This is a genomic window from Pseudomonas soli (assembly GCF_900110655.1).
Taxonomy (GTDB): domain Bacteria; phylum Pseudomonadota; class Gammaproteobacteria; order Pseudomonadales; family Pseudomonadaceae; genus Aquipseudomonas; species Aquipseudomonas soli.
The window spans coordinates 1-16,077 of record NZ_FOEQ01000007.1 but is presented as its reverse complement, the minus strand read 5'-3'; the positions used below and the strand labels follow the sequence as shown (position 1 = coordinate 16,077).

At 63.3% G+C, this 16,077-nt stretch carries 15 protein-coding genes; 8 read left to right on the top strand and 7 right to left on the bottom strand.

Going from position 1 to position 16,077, the window contains the following annotated elements; translation table 11 throughout:
• The first annotated feature begins 244 nt into the window (after positions 1 to 244).
• Positions 245 to 1,054 (top strand): tRNA cyclic N6-threonylcarbamoyladenosine(37) synthase TcdA, encoded by an 810-nt coding sequence (tcdA, locus tag BMY03_RS16050; protein WP_038706694.1) that lies wholly within the window; start codon positions 245 to 247, stop codon positions 1,052 to 1,054.
• A 19-nt stretch (positions 1,055 to 1,073) separates the two neighbouring features.
• Here the strand turns inward: tcdA and BMY03_RS16045 are convergent, their stop codons facing one another.
• The 4 genes from BMY03_RS16045 to BMY03_RS16030 all read right to left on the bottom strand — a co-directional run bounded on the left by BMY03_RS16045 (position 1,074) and on the right by BMY03_RS16030 (position 4,191).
• On the bottom strand, positions 1,074 to 1,484 hold the full coding sequence (locus BMY03_RS16045; RefSeq protein WP_094011641.1) for a SufE family protein: 411 nt from the start codon (positions 1,482 to 1,484) through the stop codon (positions 1,074 to 1,076).
• A complete protein-coding gene (locus tag BMY03_RS16040; protein ID WP_094011640.1) occupies positions 1,481 to 2,686 on the bottom strand; it encodes a cysteine desulfurase in 1,206 nt (401 codons plus the stop codon). The genes BMY03_RS16045 and BMY03_RS16040 overlap by 4 nt, the downstream gene beginning before the upstream one ends.
• Before the next feature lie 80 nt (positions 2,687 to 2,766).
• Positions 2,767 to 3,801 carry a 2,3,4,5-tetrahydropyridine-2,6-dicarboxylate N-succinyltransferase gene (gene dapD, locus BMY03_RS16035; RefSeq protein WP_038706693.1) on the bottom strand — a complete coding sequence of 345 codons (1,035 nt, stop codon included), beginning with the start codon at positions 3,799 to 3,801 and terminating at the stop codon, positions 2,767 to 2,769.
• Positions 3,802 to 3,843: 42 nt separating this feature from the next.
• Positions 3,844 to 4,191: an ArsC family reductase gene (locus BMY03_RS16030; RefSeq protein ID WP_023631566.1), complete on the bottom strand. Its 348-nt coding sequence runs from the start codon at positions 4,189 to 4,191 to the stop codon at positions 3,844 to 3,846.
• 283 nt (positions 4,192 to 4,474) lie between these two features.
• Here BMY03_RS16030 and BMY03_RS16025 point away from each other — a divergent pair, with 283 nt between their 5' ends.
• Positions 4,475 to 6,121, top strand: a complete 1,647-nt coding sequence (locus BMY03_RS16025; protein ID WP_038706692.1) for a Na+/H+ antiporter — start codon at positions 4,475 to 4,477, stop codon at positions 6,119 to 6,121.
• Positions 6,122 to 6,310: 189 nt separating this feature from the next.
• Here BMY03_RS16025 and dapC read toward each other — a convergent pair whose 3' ends face one another.
• From dapC to map, 3 genes are read right to left on the bottom strand one after another with little or no spacing between them, the layout of a single operon-like run.
• Positions 6,311 to 7,507: a succinyldiaminopimelate transaminase gene (dapC, locus tag BMY03_RS16020; RefSeq protein WP_094011639.1), complete on the bottom strand. Its 1,197-nt coding sequence runs from the start codon at positions 7,505 to 7,507 to the stop codon at positions 6,311 to 6,313.
• Between the two features lie 21 nt (positions 7,508 to 7,528).
• Positions 7,529 to 10,231 carry a [protein-PII] uridylyltransferase gene (locus tag BMY03_RS16015; protein WP_094011638.1) on the bottom strand — a complete coding sequence of 901 codons (2,703 nt, stop codon included), beginning with the start codon at positions 10,229 to 10,231 and terminating at the stop codon, positions 7,529 to 7,531.
• Between the two features lie 25 nt (positions 10,232 to 10,256).
• Complete coding sequence (gene map / locus BMY03_RS16010) at positions 10,257 to 11,039, bottom strand: type I methionyl aminopeptidase (RefSeq protein WP_094011637.1); 783 nt, start codon at positions 11,037 to 11,039, stop codon at positions 10,257 to 10,259.
• Positions 11,040 to 11,386: 347 nt separating this feature from the next.
• Here map and rpsB point away from each other — a divergent pair, with 347 nt between their 5' ends.
• From rpsB to BMY03_RS15980, 6 genes are all read left to right on the top strand, one after another.
• Positions 11,387 to 12,124, top strand: coding sequence for a 30S ribosomal protein S2 (gene rpsB / locus BMY03_RS16005; protein ID WP_023629884.1), 738 nt, complete (start codon positions 11,387 to 11,389; stop codon positions 12,122 to 12,124).
• 187 nt (positions 12,125 to 12,311) lie between these two features.
• Entirely contained in the window at positions 12,312 to 13,175 is an 864-nt protein-coding gene (tsf, locus tag BMY03_RS16000; RefSeq protein ID WP_023629890.1) for a translation elongation factor Ts, read from the top strand.
• 178 nt (positions 13,176 to 13,353) lie between these two features.
• Positions 13,354 to 14,097: a UMP kinase gene (gene pyrH, locus BMY03_RS15995; RefSeq protein WP_023629889.1), complete on the top strand. Its 744-nt coding sequence runs from the start codon at positions 13,354 to 13,356 to the stop codon at positions 14,095 to 14,097.
• Complete coding sequence (gene frr, locus BMY03_RS15990) at positions 14,094 to 14,651, top strand: ribosome recycling factor (RefSeq protein WP_094011636.1); 558 nt, start codon at positions 14,094 to 14,096, stop codon at positions 14,649 to 14,651. Before pyrH ends, frr begins: the two co-directional genes overlap by 4 nt.
• 16 nt (positions 14,652 to 14,667) lie before the next feature.
• Entirely contained in the window at positions 14,668 to 15,423 is a 756-nt protein-coding gene (uppS, locus tag BMY03_RS15985; RefSeq protein WP_046854395.1) for a polyprenyl diphosphate synthase, read from the top strand.
• A partial coding sequence (locus BMY03_RS15980) for a phosphatidate cytidylyltransferase (protein ID WP_094011635.1) occupies positions 15,423 to 16,077 on the top strand: 655 nt, incomplete at its 3' end. The genes uppS and BMY03_RS15980, both read left to right, overlap by 1 nt.

The window sequence follows — 16,077 nt, the reverse complement described above, 5'->3', positions numbered from 1 at the left end:
GGCCGTGGGTCCTACAAGTGCCGGAGAAGGTAATCCGTTGGATTATCGGCAAGGAATGTAGTTCTCAGGCCGCTCACTTGTCGTCCAGATATATTTGCTTGATAGGACATTAAAGCAGGGTCGGTAGGTTTTGTTCCAACCCCTGGCCGCTCTGCCACGCCCTTGCGGCGTGTTCATGTGCTGTGCTCCCCCCGGAGCGCATGCCTTGGCATATAATGCGCGCCGGTTTTTTCGAGGTCCCCACATGAGCACAGAAGATCCACGCTTCGCCGGCGTCGCCCGGCTCTACGGCGACGACGGCTTGCAGCGCCTGCGTCAGGCCCATGTGGCCATCGTCGGCATCGGCGGGGTCGGCTCGTGGGCGGCCGAGGCCCTGGCGCGCAGCGGCGTGGGCGAGATCAGCCTGTTCGACCTCGACGATGTCTGCGTGAGCAACACCAACCGTCAGGCCCACGCCCTCGAAGGGCAGGTGGGCCGCCTCAAGGTGGAGGTGATGGCCGAGCGTCTGCGGGCGATCAACCCGGCCTGCACGGTGCACGCGGTGGCCGACTTCGTCACCCGCGAGACCATGGCCGAGTACATCACCGAACAGATGGACTGCGTGATTGACTGCATCGACAGCGTGATGGCCAAGGCCGCGCTGATCGCCTGGTGTCGCCGACGCAAGATCGCCATCGTCACCACTGGTGGCGCCGGCGGGCAGATCGACCCGACCCAGATCCAGGTCGGCGACCTCAACAAGACCTTCAACGACCCGCTGGCTTCACGGGTGCGCTCGACCTTGCGCCGCGACTACAACTTCTCGCGCAACACCAGCCGCAACTATGGCGTGCCGTGCGTGTTCTCCAGCGAACAGCTGCGCTACCCCAAGGGCGACGGCAGTGTGTGCCTGCAGAAGAGCTTTGTCGGTGAAGGCGTGCGCCTGGACTGTGCAGGTGGTTTCGGCGCGGTGATGATGGTGACCGCGACCTTCGGCATGGTGGCGGCGAGCAAGGCCGTTGAAAAGCTTGTGGCCGGGGCGCGGCGCCCTTCGGAGCGGGTCAAGGCTGATTAGGCTATCGCGGGGCAGTGGTTCAGCCCTGGGTAGCGAGTTCGGCCATCCTCAGTAGCACCGCATGCAGACCATTGCTGCGCGACGGTGACAACTGCCGCTCCAGTCCCAGTTGGGTAAACCAGGCGCTCAGGTCGAGCGCTGCCAACTGATCGCTGGCCAAGCCTTGCACTCGCACAAGAAGAAGTGCCAGCAATCCCCGCAGCATCCGCGCATCGCTGCCTGCCTTGAACCGCCACTGGCCGTCATCCTGCACCGCCACCAGCCAAACCAGGCTCTCGCAGCCATGCACCCGGTTGGTCTCGGTCTTGTCGCTGTCGCCCAGTGGCTCCAGGCGGTCACCCCACTGCATCAGCAACCGCGCCCGCTGCTCCCAGCCACGCGCCTGTTCGAACGCTTCCAGCGCTTGGCTGGCCTCTGGCGAAAGGTTCATCGCAACAGTTCCAGGCCTTTGTCGAGCGCCTCGAAGAAACGCTGCAGGTCGTCGCTGTCGGAGTACAGCCCCAGCGATACGCGGATCGCGCCATCGAGCCCCAGGTGCCTGAGCAGTGGCATGGCGCAATGGTGCCCGGCGCGCACGGCGATACCCTGTTCTGTCAGCAGGTGGGCGATATCGGCGTTGTGCACGCCATCGATGACGAAACTGGCCAGTGCCGCCTCGGGCGAGCCGAGCAGGCGAACTCCCTCGCGATCGGCCAGGCCACGTACCAGGCACTGGTGCAAGCTGGCTTCATGGGCGGCCACGGCATGTACGTCGAGGCTGGCCAGGTAGTCCAGGGTGGCGCCCAGGCCGATCACCCCGGCAATCGGCGGGGTGCCGGCTTCGAAACCCAGTGGCGCGGGGCGGAAGCTGGCGCTCTGGTAGTCCGCCATCTGCACCATTTCTCCGCCGTATTGCCAGTGACGCAGCAACGCCAGCGCATCCTGGCGGCCGTAAAGTACGCCCACTCCGTCCGGACCATAGAGTTTGTGGCTGGAGAACACATAGAAATCGCAGGCCAGTTGCTGCACGTCATGTCGGCCATGAACCACGCCCTGGGCGCCATCGACAACGCTCAGCGCGCCTTGGGCGCGGGCATGCGCCAGCAAAGGCGTCAGCGGTTGCCAGGTACCCAGCACGTTGGACAGTTGGCTGATCGCCAGCAGGCGAGTGCGCGGGCCTATCAGTTGCAGGGCCTGCTCCAGGTCGACATGCCCCTGGTCAGTAACCGGCAGGACCACCAGGCGCAGGTTGCGGCGATGCGCCAGTTGTTGCCAGGGCAGCAGGTTGGCGTGGTGCTCCAGGCCGCTGACGGCGATTTCGTCGCCTGCCTCGAAGCGATGTTCCAGACCATAGGCCAGCAGGTTCAAGGCCGAGGTAGCACCGTGGGTGAATACGATCTGGCGCGCATCGGCTGCATTGAGCCAGGCGGCGACCTTGTCCCGTGTGCCCTCGAAAGCCTGTGTCGCCAAGGCGCCGGGCAGGTGCTGGGCGCGGTGTACATTGGCTGCGCCATGGCCGTAGTAATGGCTCAGGGCATCGAGCAGGGCCTGGGGTTTCTGCGTGGTGGCGGCGCTATCCAGGTAGGTCTGGTGCTGCCGTTGCAGGGCGGCGATGGCCGGGAAATCGGTACGCCAGGGGGAGGGCTGGAACATGTTCGCGGGGCCTGGAATGAAAAATCGGGTCTGCCCGTAGGAGCAGACCCGATCTTATCACCTCAAACCCAGGCAGAGCCTCAGTTGTGAGCGTGCAGTGCCTCGTTCAGCTCGATGGCCGACTTGTGGGTCTTGCACTCCACGGCGCCATTGAGCGAGTTGCGGCGGAACAGCAAGTCGGTCTGGCCGGCCAGATCGCGCGCCTTGACCACCTTGACCAGCTGGTTGTTCTCATCCAGCAGGTTCACCTTGGTGCCGGCGGTGATGTACAGGCCGGCTTCGACGGTGTTGCGGTCGCCCAGCGGGATGCCGATACCGGCGTTGGCGCCGATCAGGCAACCTTCGCCGACCTTGATGACGATGTTGCCACCACCGGACAGGGTGCCCATGGTCGAGCAACCGCCGCCCAGGTCGGAGCCCTTGCCGACGAACACGCCAGCGGAGACGCGGCCTTCGATCATGCCCGGGCCTTCGGTACCGGCGTTAAAGTTGACGAAGCCTTCGTGCATGATGGTGGTGCCTTCGCCAATATAGGCGCCCAGGCGCACACGAGCAGTGTCGGCGATGCGCACGCCGGCTGGCACCACGTAGTCGGTCATCTTCGGGAACTTGTCCACCGAGAACACTTCCAGCAGTTCGCCTTTCAGGCGCGCTTCCAGTTGCCGCTCGGCAAGCTCGGCCAGGTCGACCGCGCCCTGGTTGGTCCAGGCGACGTTGGGCAGCAGCGGGAAGATGCCGGCCAGCGATACACCGTGCGGCTTGACCAGGCGGTGCGACAGCAGGTGCAGCTTGAGGTAGGCCTCGGGGGTGGAGGCCAAGGCGCCGTCTTCGGCCAGCAGGGTGGCGACCAGCGGCTTGTGGCTCTCGGCCAGGCGGGTCAGCAGGGCTGCTTGCGCTGCATCAACGCCCTTGAGCGCGTCGGCCAGTTGGGCGGCCTGGGCGGTGCTGAAGGCGATGGCCTGGTTGCCACCTTCATAACCGAGAACCGGCGCGATGGCCGCGACCAGTTCGGCGGACGGCTTGAGCACAGGCTGTGCGTAGAAGACTTCCAGCCAGGTGCCCTGGCGGTTCTGGGTGCCGACACCGAAGGCCAGGCTGAACAGCGATTGAGACATGCGATTACCTCATGCGAAATGGGGATGGAGCGTAATGCGTGATCAGGCCAGCGCCGCCGCGTAGAGATCGGGCTTGAAGCCGACCAGCGTGCGCTCGCCGAGGTCGAGCACCGGGCGCTTGATCATCGAAGGTTGGGCGACCATCAGTTCGACGGCCTTGGCCTGGTCGAGGTTGGCCTTGCTGGCGTCGTCGAGCTTGCGGAAGGTGGTCCCGGCGCGGTTCAGCACGACTTCCCAGCCATGCTCGTCGCACCAGCGGTTCAGGCTGTCGCGGTCGATGCCCTGGGTCTTGTAGTCGTGGAAGTCGTAGCCAATGGCCTTTTCTTCAAGCCAGGTACGGGCCTTTTTCATGGTGTCGCAGGCTTTGATGCCGTAGAGAGTGTAAGCCATTGAAATGCCTGGGGCTGCCGGCGGTGGCCTGGCGTCCCCGATACTCCTTGAAGATTGGGTGGCAGCGATTATGCGGTATCGATGGGGTTGGCGCCACGGCTGCGGGCCCGAAGGTATGGGGGGATGTATGTCACATCGTCTCAAGTAGCATTGTGTTACATATTCGCTGGTGGGTTGCGACTAACGTGCAGCGGTCCACAATAGAAGGTCCTCGCTAACATATTGTTTCAATGGCGATGTTTCGCCTTGCTGTCGTTTCTCCGATCACACAGGAAGCTTGCTGATGCAGTCAGCCTATACCGTTCTTATCCTGCTGATGCTGGTGAGCGTGTCGAAACTGGTGGGGCGCGTGTTGCCACTGCCGCTGCCGCTGGTACAGATTGGCGCGGGTGCCTTGCTGGCCTGGCCAACCCTGGGATTGCATGTGGCGCTGGACCCGGAGCTGTTCCTGTTCCTGTTTTTACCGCCGTTGCTGTTCGCCGATGGCTGGCGCATGCCCAAGCGCGAGCTGTGGCGCATACGCGGGCCGGTGGTGGCCCTGGCGGTGGGGCTGGTGCTGTTCACCGTGGTCGGCGCCGGGTATTTCATCCACTGGCTGCTGCCGAGCATTCCCCTGCCGGTGGCCTTTGCCCTGGCGGCGGTGCTGTCGCCCACCGATGCCGTGGCGGTCTCGGCCATCACCCAGGACCGCCTGCCCACGCCCCTGATGCACATGCTCCAAGGCGAGGCGTTGATGAACGACGCCTCGGGCCTGGTGACCTTCAAGTTCGCCCTGGCCGCCGCCATCACCGGCGTATTCTCGCTGACCGAGGCCAGCCTGACCTTCGTGCTCGTCGCCCTTGGTGGCCTGGCGGTGGGCGTGGCGCTGAGCTGGCTGGTGGGGCGCCTGCGCATGTGGATGATCACCCGCGGCTGGGACGATCCGGCCACCCACGTGGTGTTCATGCTGCTGCTGCCGTTCGCCGCCTACGTGCTGGCCGAGCGCCTGGGCGTGTCGGGCATCCTCTCGGCGGTGGCCGCGGGCATGATGCAGAGCTGGCTCGACCTGTTGCCGCGCCAGACCAGCACCCGCCTGCTCAATCGCAGTGTCTGGTCGTTGCTGGAGTTCGCCTTCAACGGCCTGATCTTCCTGCTGCTGGGCCTGCAGTTGCCGGACATCATCAAGGCGGTGGTCACCGACGAGGCAACTGTCTGGCCGACCCTGGTCTGGCGCTGTCTGGACGTGGTGGCGATCTTCGCCGCGCTGGTGCTGCTGCGCTTTGTCTGGGTGCAGAGCATCTGGCGGGCTATCGGCGTGGTACGGCGCTGGCGCGGCAAGCCGACGCTGGTACTGATGCCGACCGCCCGCTCCTGCTGGCTGCTGACCTTCGGTGGCGTGCGCGGGGCGGTGACCCTGGCGGGCGTGATGTCGGTGCCGCTGCTGATGGGAGCGGGCAAAGCCTTCCCAGAGCGCGACCTGCTGATCTTCATCGCCGCCGGTGTGATCCTGCTGTCGCTGGTCAGCGCGGTGATTGCCCTACCTATTTTGCTGCGTGGCGTTACCAAGAGTCCCGATGAGCGCTTGCACCAGGAGGTGCAGGAGGCCTGGCGGCGCACGGCCGAAGCGGCTATTCATGCCCTGGAAGCCGAAGAGGTGATCGATGCCAATGCGCCCCAGGACGCCGCCCAGGCCACCCTGGCCACTGAGCTGAAAGCGCGGTTGATGGCCGAATACCGGGATGAGCTGGACAGCTATAACGACACCGCAGAAGCCCGGGCGCTGGCAGAGCAGATGGATCTGCTGGAGCGTCGCCTGCGCCTGCGGGCATTACGTGCTCAGCGCCTGGAACTGTACGAGCTGCACCGCCAGCATCAGGTGGGTGATGAGGTGGTGCGACAGGTGCTGGGGGAACTGGACATGAGTGAGGCGAACCTGGGGCAGGTTCGCTAGGCTCTGTACGAAAAGCCTTGATACTTGTTCATGCTGCGTTGAAAACAGCCTCGGAATGCTCATGTACTCCAGTACAGTCGGGCGCGACCCCGGCCGTTCCTCGGCTGTTTTCGCCTTGCCTGACCTGCGTCTCAAGACTTTTCGTACAGAGCCTAGTGAAGCAGGGGGCGCAGGGCGCCCCCATGCAACTCAACGGTTGTGCAGGAAGTCCCGAATTCTCTCGGCGGCCTCGATGCACTCGGCCAGCGGCGCGACCAGCGCCATGCGCACGCGCCCGGCGCCCGGGTTGACCCCGTCCACCTCACGGGACAGGTACGAGCCCGGTACCACCGTGACATGCTCGGCCTCGAACAGGTCGCGGGTAAAATCGGCATCGCTGCCCGCCACCTTGGCCCACAGGTAGAAGCTGCCATCCGGGCGCTGCACATCCATTACCGGCTGCAGGATGCCGAGCACGGCGTCGTATTTGGCGCGGTACTGGTCGCGGTTCTCGCGCACGTGGGCCTCATCCTGCCAGGCGGCAATGCTGGCGAGCTGGGTTTGCACCGGCATGGCGCATCCGTGATAGGTGCGATACAGCAGGAACGGCTTGATGATCTCGGCGTCCCCGGCCACGAAGCCCGAGCGCAGGCCTGGCAGGTTGGAGCGCTTGGACAGGCTGTGGAACACCACGCAGCGCTTGAAGTCACTACGGCCAAGCGCTGCGCATGCACTCAGCAGGCCCGGTGGCGGTGCGTCCTCGTCGAAGTACAGTTCGCTGTAGCACTCGTCGGCGGCGATCACGAAGTCGTGTTTGTCGGCAAGGGCGATCAGTTTTTTCAGGGTGTCCATCGGCACCAGGGCACCCGTGGGATTGCCTGGGGAGCACAGGAACAGGATCTGGCAGCGCTCCCAGGTCTCGGCCGGCACGGCATCGAAGTCGGGGTTGAAGCCGTTGCTTTCCAGGCATGGCAGGTAGTGCGGGGTGGCGCCGGCCAGCAGGGCCGCGCCTTCGTAGATCTGGTAGAACGGGTTGGGGCTGACCACCAGCCCGTCGTCTTCGCGGTTGACCACGGCCTGGGTGAAGGCGAACAGCGCTTCGCGGGTGCCATTGACCGGCAGGATATGACGCTCGGCGTCCAACCAGCCCGCCGGCACGCCGAAGCGCGTCTGGCACCACTGAGCAATTGCCTGGCGCAAGGCCGGCAGGCCGAGGGTGCTGGGGTAGACCGCCAGCTTGTCGAGGTTGTCGGCCATGGCCTTGGCGACGAACGCCGGCGATTCATGCTTCGGCTCACCGATCGACAAGGCGATGGCACGCTTGTCGGCTGCCGGTTTCACGGTGCCCAGCAGGGCGCGCAGTTTCTCGAACGGGTAGGGCTGGAGCTGGGTCATGGCGTGGTTCATCGGCGCAAGGTCTCGTTAGCGTCAAAAGGTCATGCGGGTAGGGCTGGCGTCGCTGGCCTGACCGGCCTGCAACTGCTGGACGATGGCTTCCTGCAGGCGGCTGCATAGCTGCGGGTCGGACAGCGGCTGGTTATCGGCGTCGGTGATGAAGAACACGTCTTCCACGCGCTCGCCGAGGGTGGCGATCTTGGCGTTCTGCAGCGAGATGTCGAACTCGAGGAAGATCCGCCCGATCCTGGCCAGCAGGCCGGGGCGATCGGGCGCAGTGATCTCGAGGATGGTCACCGGGCGCTGGGCATCGTTGAGGATGGTCACCTGCGGCGGGAAGTCGAAGTGCTTGAGCTGGCGTGGCACCCGGCGCTGGATGATCGCCGGGTAGTCCTCGGGGTTGCGCAAAGCGCTGGTCAGGCCGTCACGGATCTGGCTGACCCGCTTGGGATTGTCGCCGATCGAGCCGCCGTCGTTGTCGAGCACGATATAGGTGTCGAGGGTGAACTGGCTGCTCGAGGTGATGATCCGGGCATCATGAATGTTCAGGTTAAGCTGGGCCATGGCGGCCACGGTCACGGCGAAGAAGTCGTGCTGGTCGGGGGCGTAGATGAAGATCTGCGTGCCGCCCTCGAACTCGCGCTGCGTGGTTTCCTTGATCAGCACCAGCGGGCCGCCATCGGCCGGTTGCTGGAGGATCGCATCGCTGTGCCAGGCCACATCCGCGGCAGTGTGCTTGAGGAAGTAGTCGTCGCCCAGCTGCGACCAAAGCTGCTCGACATCGTCCGGGTCTGTGCCTTCGCGTATCAGGATATCCAGTGCCGCGCTCTGGGTCTGGCGGATCTGCTCTTCGCGGTCCAGTGGGTTTTCCAGCCCGCGGCGCAGGGCGCGCTTGGTCTCCGTATAGAGCTGGCGCAGCAGGCTCGCCCGCCAGGAGTTCCACAGGCTGGGGTTGGTGGCGTTGATATCGGCCACGGTCAGCACGTAGAGGTAGTCCAGCCGCGTCTCGTCACCGACATGCAGGGCGAAATCGTTGATCACCTGCGGGTCGGAGAGGTCCTTGCGCTGGGCGGTGGTGGACATCACAAGGTGGTTCAGCACCAGCCAGGCGATCAGGCGGCTGTCCCAGGCGGGCAGTTGGTGCCGTTCGCAGAACTGCTGCGCATCCACCGCTCCCAGTTCGGAGTGATCGCCCTGGCGACCTTTGCCGATGTCGTGGTACAGGCCGGCCAGGTAGATCAGCTCGGGCTTTGGCAGGCGGCCCATGAGCTTGCTGGCCAGCGGGAATTTCTCCGAGACCGGCGTGTATTGCAGTTTGCGCAGATGCTTGATCAGGTTGAGGGTGTGGGCATCGACCGTGTAGATGTGGAACAGGTCGTGCTGCATCTGCCCGACGATCAGGCCGAACTCCGGCAGGTAGCGGCCAAGGATGCCGTAGCGATTCATCCGCCGCAGATTGCGGTGGATGCCTATCTCGCACTTGAACAGCTCGATGAACAGGCTCGTGTTGCGGATATCGTGGCGGAACTTGTCGTCGATCAGGTGGCGATGTTCGCGCAGCAGGCGCACGGTGTCGGCACGCACGCCCTTGATTTCGGGATGCTGGGCCATCAGTACGAAGATTTCCAGCATGGCGAACGGGGTGCGCCTGAAAACGTTCGGGTTGACCGCTTCTATATAGCCATCGTGCAGACGGAACCGGGCGTTGACGGGCTGCGTGGCGCCGCTGTCGTCGTCGGCCAGGATCACCTCCTCGAAATGCTGGATGATCAGGTCGCACAGCTGGCTGATGCTCATCACCACCCGGTAGTACTGCTGCATGAACTGTTCGATGGCGCGTTTGGGGTTCTCGTCGGTGTAGCCCAGCAGCGTGGCGATGCTGCGCTGGTGGTCGAACAGCAGGCGGTCTTCGGCGCGCCCGGCGAGCATGTGCAGGGCGTAGCGCACACGCCAGAGGAAGGCCTGGGACGAGGCCAGTAGCTCGTTTTCGCTCTCCAGCAGGAAGTCCTCGCCCGCCAGCGCGTGCAGGTTCAGCGTGCCGTACTGGCGCCTGGCTACCCAGAGCACGGTCTGGATGTCGCGCAGGCCGCCCGGGCCGCCCTTGACGTTGGGCTCGAGGTTGTACTCGGTGTCGTTGTACTTGTGATGGCGGGCCTTGAGTTCGGCACGTTTGGCCAGGAAGAACTCTTTGCTGGGCCACATGTGCGCGGTGCTGGTGGCGTCGAGCATGCGCTGGCGCAGGGCCTCGGGGCCGGCGATGGTGCGGCTTTCCATCAGGTTGGTGATGACCGTGAGGTCGGCCCGGGCCTGCTCGGCGCACTCGTCGACGGTGCGCACGCTCTGACCGACCTCCAGGCCGATGTCCCAGAGCAGGGTGAGGAAGCGCTCGATGGCATCGCGGTACTGCTCGTGTTCGGCGGCGTCGAGCAGGATCAGCAGGTCGATGTCCGAATACGGATGCAGCTCGCCGCGGCCGTAGCCGCCCACCGCCACCAGGGCGATGCCGCCTGGCGCGCCCCAGCTGAACTGGTGCCAGGCCTGTTGCAGGATGTTGTCGACGAACCAGGCGCGGTCCTCGATCAGCCGGCGGATCTCGCGGCCTTCGCGAAAACGCTTGTCGAGCACCTCGCCGGCCATGCGTATGGCCTTCTTGAAAGCGGCGATGGGGCTTGCCTTGAGGGCCAGTTCCGCCTGGAACTGGCCACGGTCGAACAGCTCGGGATCCACCTGGGGCATCGAGTCGCGTTCCTGTCGTTCAGTATCAGGCCGAGGTGCGCGGGATGGTGTCGTCCTTGCGCAGGGTGAAGATCTCGTAGCCGGTGGCGGTCACCACCAGGGTGTGTTCCCACTGGGCCGAGAGTTTGCGGTCCTTGGTGATGGCGGTCCAGCCGTCGCCCAGTACCTTGGTGTCGGCCTTGCCCTGGTTGATCATCGGCTCGATGGTGAAGGTCATGCCTTCCTTGAGCTCCATGCCGGTACCGGCACGGCCGTAGTGGACGATCTGCGGTTCTTCGTGGAACACCTTGCCGATGCCGTGGCCGCAGAACTCGCGGACCACCGAGAAACCATTCTTCTCGGCGTGCTTCTGGATCACCTCGCCGATGTCGCCCAGGCGGCAGCCGGGCTTGACCAGTTCGATGGCCTTGTACAGGCACTCCTGGGTGACCTTGGACAGGCGCTCGGCCCACGGCGCGACGGTGCCGACATGGAACATGCGGCTGGTGTCGCCGTGGTAGCCGTCCTTGATCACGGTCACGTCGATGTTGATGGTGTCGCCATCCTTGAGTGCCTTGTCATTGGGGATGCCATGGCAGACCACGTGGTTGATCGAGGTGCAGATCGACTTGGGGAAGCCCTTGTAGTTCAGCGGCGCCGGGATGGCCTTCTGCTCGTTGACGATGTAGTCGTGGCAGAGGCGGTCGAGCTCCTCGGTGGTGATACCGGGCTTGACGTGTGGCTCGATCATTTCCAGCACTTCGGCGGCCAGGCGGCCGGCGATGCGCATCTTCTCGATGTCTTCTGCGGTCTTGATGGTGACGGTCATTACAGGCTCTCTACGGCGCCGCGCGCGGCGCGAACAAACGGGAAAGGCCGGATTCTACCAGAGCGCGGCGGCGATCTGTCGGGATAGTCCAGCAGATCCGGTGGCCTATTGAGGGCATTCTGGCCCCAAAAGGCGGGGGCTGCAAAAGCCGCTGACGGACGAAGCATTATCCGGGTTCCGTTCGCTCGCCGGCTGTGGTATAAAATGCGCCGCTTTCGGGGGATGTCCTCCGTCAGCTCAAACCCACACACGTGTCGACACGATGGCCTGGGTGCCCGGTTTCCCTGGAAACACGGGTTGGTCATTGGGATACGTGGAGGCCCAACCCGACTTATCAAGGAACTATCATGTCCCAAGTCAACATGCGCGATATGCTGAAGGCCGGTGTGCACTTCGGCCACCAGACCCGTTACTGGAACCCGAAAATGGGCAAGTACATTTTCGGCGCGCGCAACAAGATCCACATCATCAACCTGGAAAAAACCCTGCCGATGTTCAACGAGGCTCTGTCCTTCGTAGAGCGCCTGGCCCAGGGCAAGAACAAGATCATGTTCGTCGGCACCAAGCGTTCCGCCGGCAAGATCGTCGCCGAGCAAGCAGCTCGTTGCGGTTCGCCATACGTTGATCACCGCTGGTTGGGCGGCATGCTGACCAACTACAAGACCATCCGCGCTTCGATCAAGCGTCTGCGTGACCTGGAAACCCAGGCCGAAGATGGTACTTTCACCAAGCTGACCAAGAAAGAAGCTCTGATGCGTTCGCGCGATCTGGAGAAGCTGGACCGCAGCCTGGGTGGTATCAAGGACATGGGCGGTCTGCCTGATGCTCTGTTCGTGATCGACGTCGACCACGAGCGCATTGCCATCACCGAAGCCAACAAGCTGGGCATCCCGGTTATCGGCGTTGTCGATACCAACAGCAGCCCTGAAGGTGTTGACTACATCATCCCAGGTAACGATGACGCCATCCGCGCTATCGAGCTGTACATGACTTCGATGGCCGACGCCGTCATCCGCGGCCGCAACAACGTTGCCGGCGGCACTGAAGTCTATGTTGAAGAAGCGGCTGCACCTGCTGCCGAGTAATTGACGCTTAGCGTCTACTTGGCACGCAAAAAGGGGGCTTTGCCCCCTTTTTGCCACCTTGAAATCCTGCTGTCAGCGAAGGCCCCGCATCATGGGCCGGCTGAGGTATAAAACAGCGGATTTGCAGAATTTAACGCCCGTGACGAACGGGTGGAATGGTTGAAAAACTTTCCAAGAGGATTTTGAAATGGCAGCAATTACTGCAGCGCTGGTCAAAGAACTGCGCGAGCGTACCGGCGAAGGCATGATGGATTGCAAGAAGGCCCTGGAAAAGGCCGGCGGCGACATCGAGAAAGCCATTGACGACATGCGTGCCTCGGGCGCCATCAAGGCCGCCAAGAAGGCTGGCAACGTTGCCGCCGAAGGCGCCATCGCCGTCAAGACCGACGGTAAATCCGCCGTCCTGCTGGAAGTGAACTCGCAGACCGACTTCCTGGCCCTGCAAGACGACTTCAAGAACTTCGTTGCCGAAAGCATCGAACAGGCCTTCGCCGAGAAGCTGACCGACGCCGCTCCGCTGATCGCTTCGCGTGAAGCTGCTCGTGAAGCCCTGGTCGCCAAGTGCGGCGAAAACGTCAACATCCGTCGCCTGGTGCGCGTTGAGGGTGACGTTGTCGGTGCCTACCTGCACGGTAACAAGATCGGTGCAGTTGTTGTCCTGAAAGGCGGTGACGTCGATCTGGCCAAGAACATCGCCATGCACGTTGCCGCTTCGAACCCAGAGTTCCTGGACGCGTCGGAAATCTCCGCCGAGGCCATCGAGCGCGAGAAGAACGTCTTCCTGCAGCTGAACGCCGACAAGATCGCCGGCAAGCCGGAAAACATCGTTGAAAACATGATCAACGGTCGTATCTCCAAGTTCAAGGCCGAAGCCTCGCTGAAAGAGCAAGCCTTCGTGATGGATCCGGAAGTCAAGGTCGGCGCGCTGGCCAAGAAAGCCGGTGCCGAAATCGTTTCCTTCACCTACTTCAAGGTTGGCGAAGGTATCGAGAAGCCGGTTGACGACTTCGCTGCCGAAGTTGCCGCCCAGGTAGCTGCCGCCAAGCAGTAAGACGGAGTCGTCTGTCGCCCCAAAGAGGCTGCCCGCTCACGCGCGCAGCCTCTTTGTCAAAGCGGGAGTGGTTTACCAGACCGCTGCTCGCTGACGCAGTAGCTGCGTCACGCTAGAGTTACGCGCAGGCTGAAAACAGCCAGCCAGATTTTTACAAACGCCGCAGGAGAGATTCGCAATGGCTCAGCAGGGCAGTGGTCATCAGGCTCGCTATAAACGCATTCTACTCAAACTTAGCGGCGAGGCCCTGATGGGCTCGGAAGAGTTCGGGATCGACCCCAAGGTCCTGGATCGCATGGCGCTGGAAGTCGGCCAACTGGTCGGCATCGGCGTCCAGGTCGGCCTGGTGATCGGTGGTGGCAACCTGTTCCGTGGTGCGGCGCTCAGCGCAGCCGGCATGGATCGGGTCACTGGCGACCACATGGGCATGCTGGCCACCGTGATGAACGCACTGGCCATGCGCGACGCGCTGGAGCGGGCGAACATCACCGCGATCGTCATGTCGGCCATCTCCATGGTCGGTGTAACCGATCACTATGATCGCCGCAAGGCCATGCGCCACCTGAACTCGAAAGAAGTCGTGATCTTCGCTGCCGGTACCGGCAACCCGTTCTTCACCACCGACTCCGCCGCTTGCCTGCGCGCCATCGAAATCGATGCCGACGTGGTATTGAAGGCAACCAAAGTCGATGGTGTATACACTGCAGATCCATTCAAGGACCCGCATGCCGAGAAGTTCGATCATCTGTCCTACGATGAAGTGCTGGATCGCAAGCTGGGTGTAATGGACCTGACGGCAATCTGCCTGTGCCGCGATCACAAGATGCCGTTGCGCGTCTTCAACATGAACAAGCCCGGCGCCCTGCTGAACATCGTGCATGGCGGCGCGGAAGGAACTCTGATCGAGGAAGTTCAAAAATGATCAACGAAATCAAGAAAGACGCCCAGGCGCGCATGCAAAAGTCGCTGGAGTCGCTGATCCACGCATTTGGCCAGATCCGCACCGGCAAGGCGCACCCGAGCGTCCTGGGCAGCGTGATGGTGCCTTACTATGGCACCGACACCCCGCTGGCCGGCGTGGCCAGCGTGACCGTGAAAGACAACCAGACCCTGCAAGTGGTGCCTTTCGAGCGCAACATGCTGGGCGCCATCGACAAGGCCATCGGCAGTGCCGGCTTGAACCTCAATCCGACCAATCTGGGCGAGTTGCTGCTGGTCAACATGCCCCCGCTGACCGAGGAAACCCGCAAGGGCTTCACCAAGCAGGCCCGCGCCGCAGCCGAGGATGCCCGAGTTGCCGTGCGCAACATTCGTCGTGACGCCATGAGTGACCTGAAGAAGCTGTCCAAGGACAAGGAAATCAGTGAAGACGAAGAGCGTCGTGCCAGTGCCGAAATCGACAAGCTGATCAAGGATTACGAGGCGAAGATCGCCAAGGCTACCGATGATAAAGAAAAGGACCTGATGGCCATCTAAGGGTCAGGACACCTTCATGGAAAAGACCAAGCAGACTGTGCCCTCCGTGGTGCCGCGTCACGTGGCGATCATCATGGATGGGAATAATCGCTGGGCGAAGAAGCGCTTCATGCCCGGCGTTGCCGGGCATAAAGCGGGTGTCGATGCGGTACGCGCCGTGATCGAAGTGTGCGCCGAGGCCAAGGTCGAGGTGCTCACGCTGTTCGCGTTCTCCAGTGAGAACTGGCAGCGACCGGCGGACGAAGTCAGTGCCCTCATGGACCTGTTCTTCAAGGCGCTGCGCCGCGAGGCCAAGCGCCTGAACGATAACAACATCAGCCTGCGCATTATCGGCGACCGCTCACGCTTCCACCCTGAACTCCAGGCTGCGATGCGCGAGGCCGAGGCTGCGACCGCCGGCAGCAACCGCTTCATCCTGCAGATCGCCGCCAACTACGGTGGCCAGTGGGATATCGCCCAGGCTGCCCAGCGCCTGGCGCGTGAAGTGCAGGCCGGTCATCTGCGCCCGGACGACATCACCCCGGATCTGCTGCAGACCTGCCTGGTCACGGGCGACCTGCCATTGCCCGACCTGTGCATCCGCACCGGTGGCGAGCACCGCATCAGCAATTTCCTCTTGTGGCAGCTGGCCTACGCCGAGCTGTACTTCTCCGACCTCTATTGGCCGGACTTCAAACACGAGGCCATGCGCAATGCGCTGGCCGATTTCGCTTCGCGCCAGCGCCGCTTCGGTAAGACCAGCGAGCAGGTCGAAGCCGGAGCCCGTGCTTAATGCTTAAACAACGCATCATAACCGCCCTGATCCTGCTGCCGATCGCGGTGGGTGGTTTCTTCCTGCTCAATGGTGGGGATTTCGCCCTCTTCATCGGTTTCGTGGTGACGCTCGGCGCCTGGGAATGGGCGCGCCTGGCCGGCCTGGTGGCGCAGCCGCTGCGTATCGCCTACGCCACCGTGGTCGCGGGCGGGCTGATGCTGCTCTACCTGATGCCCGACCTTGCGCCCTGGGTGCTGGGCGCTTCGGTGATCTGGTGGGCGCTGGCCACGTGGTTGGTGCTCACCTATCCGCGCAGCGGCGAGCTGTGGAGTAGTGCCGCCTGTCGCCTGCTGATCGGCCTGCTGGTGTTGCTACCCGCCTGGCAGGGCCTGGTGCTGCTCAAGCACTGGCCGCTGGGCAACTGGCTGATCCTGGCGGTCATGGTGCTGGTCTGGGCGGCTGATATCGGCGCCTATTTCTCCGGCCGTGCCTTCGGCAAGCGCAAGCTGGCGCCACAGGTCAGCCCGGGCAAGAGCTGGGAGGGCGTGTATGGCGGTCTCGCGGTCAGCCTGCTGATCACCTTGGGCGTGGGCATTGCCCGTGACTGGAGTGTCGGTCAGGTGCTGCTGGGCTTGCTGGGCGCCGTGGTGGTGGTGATGTCCTCGGTGGTCG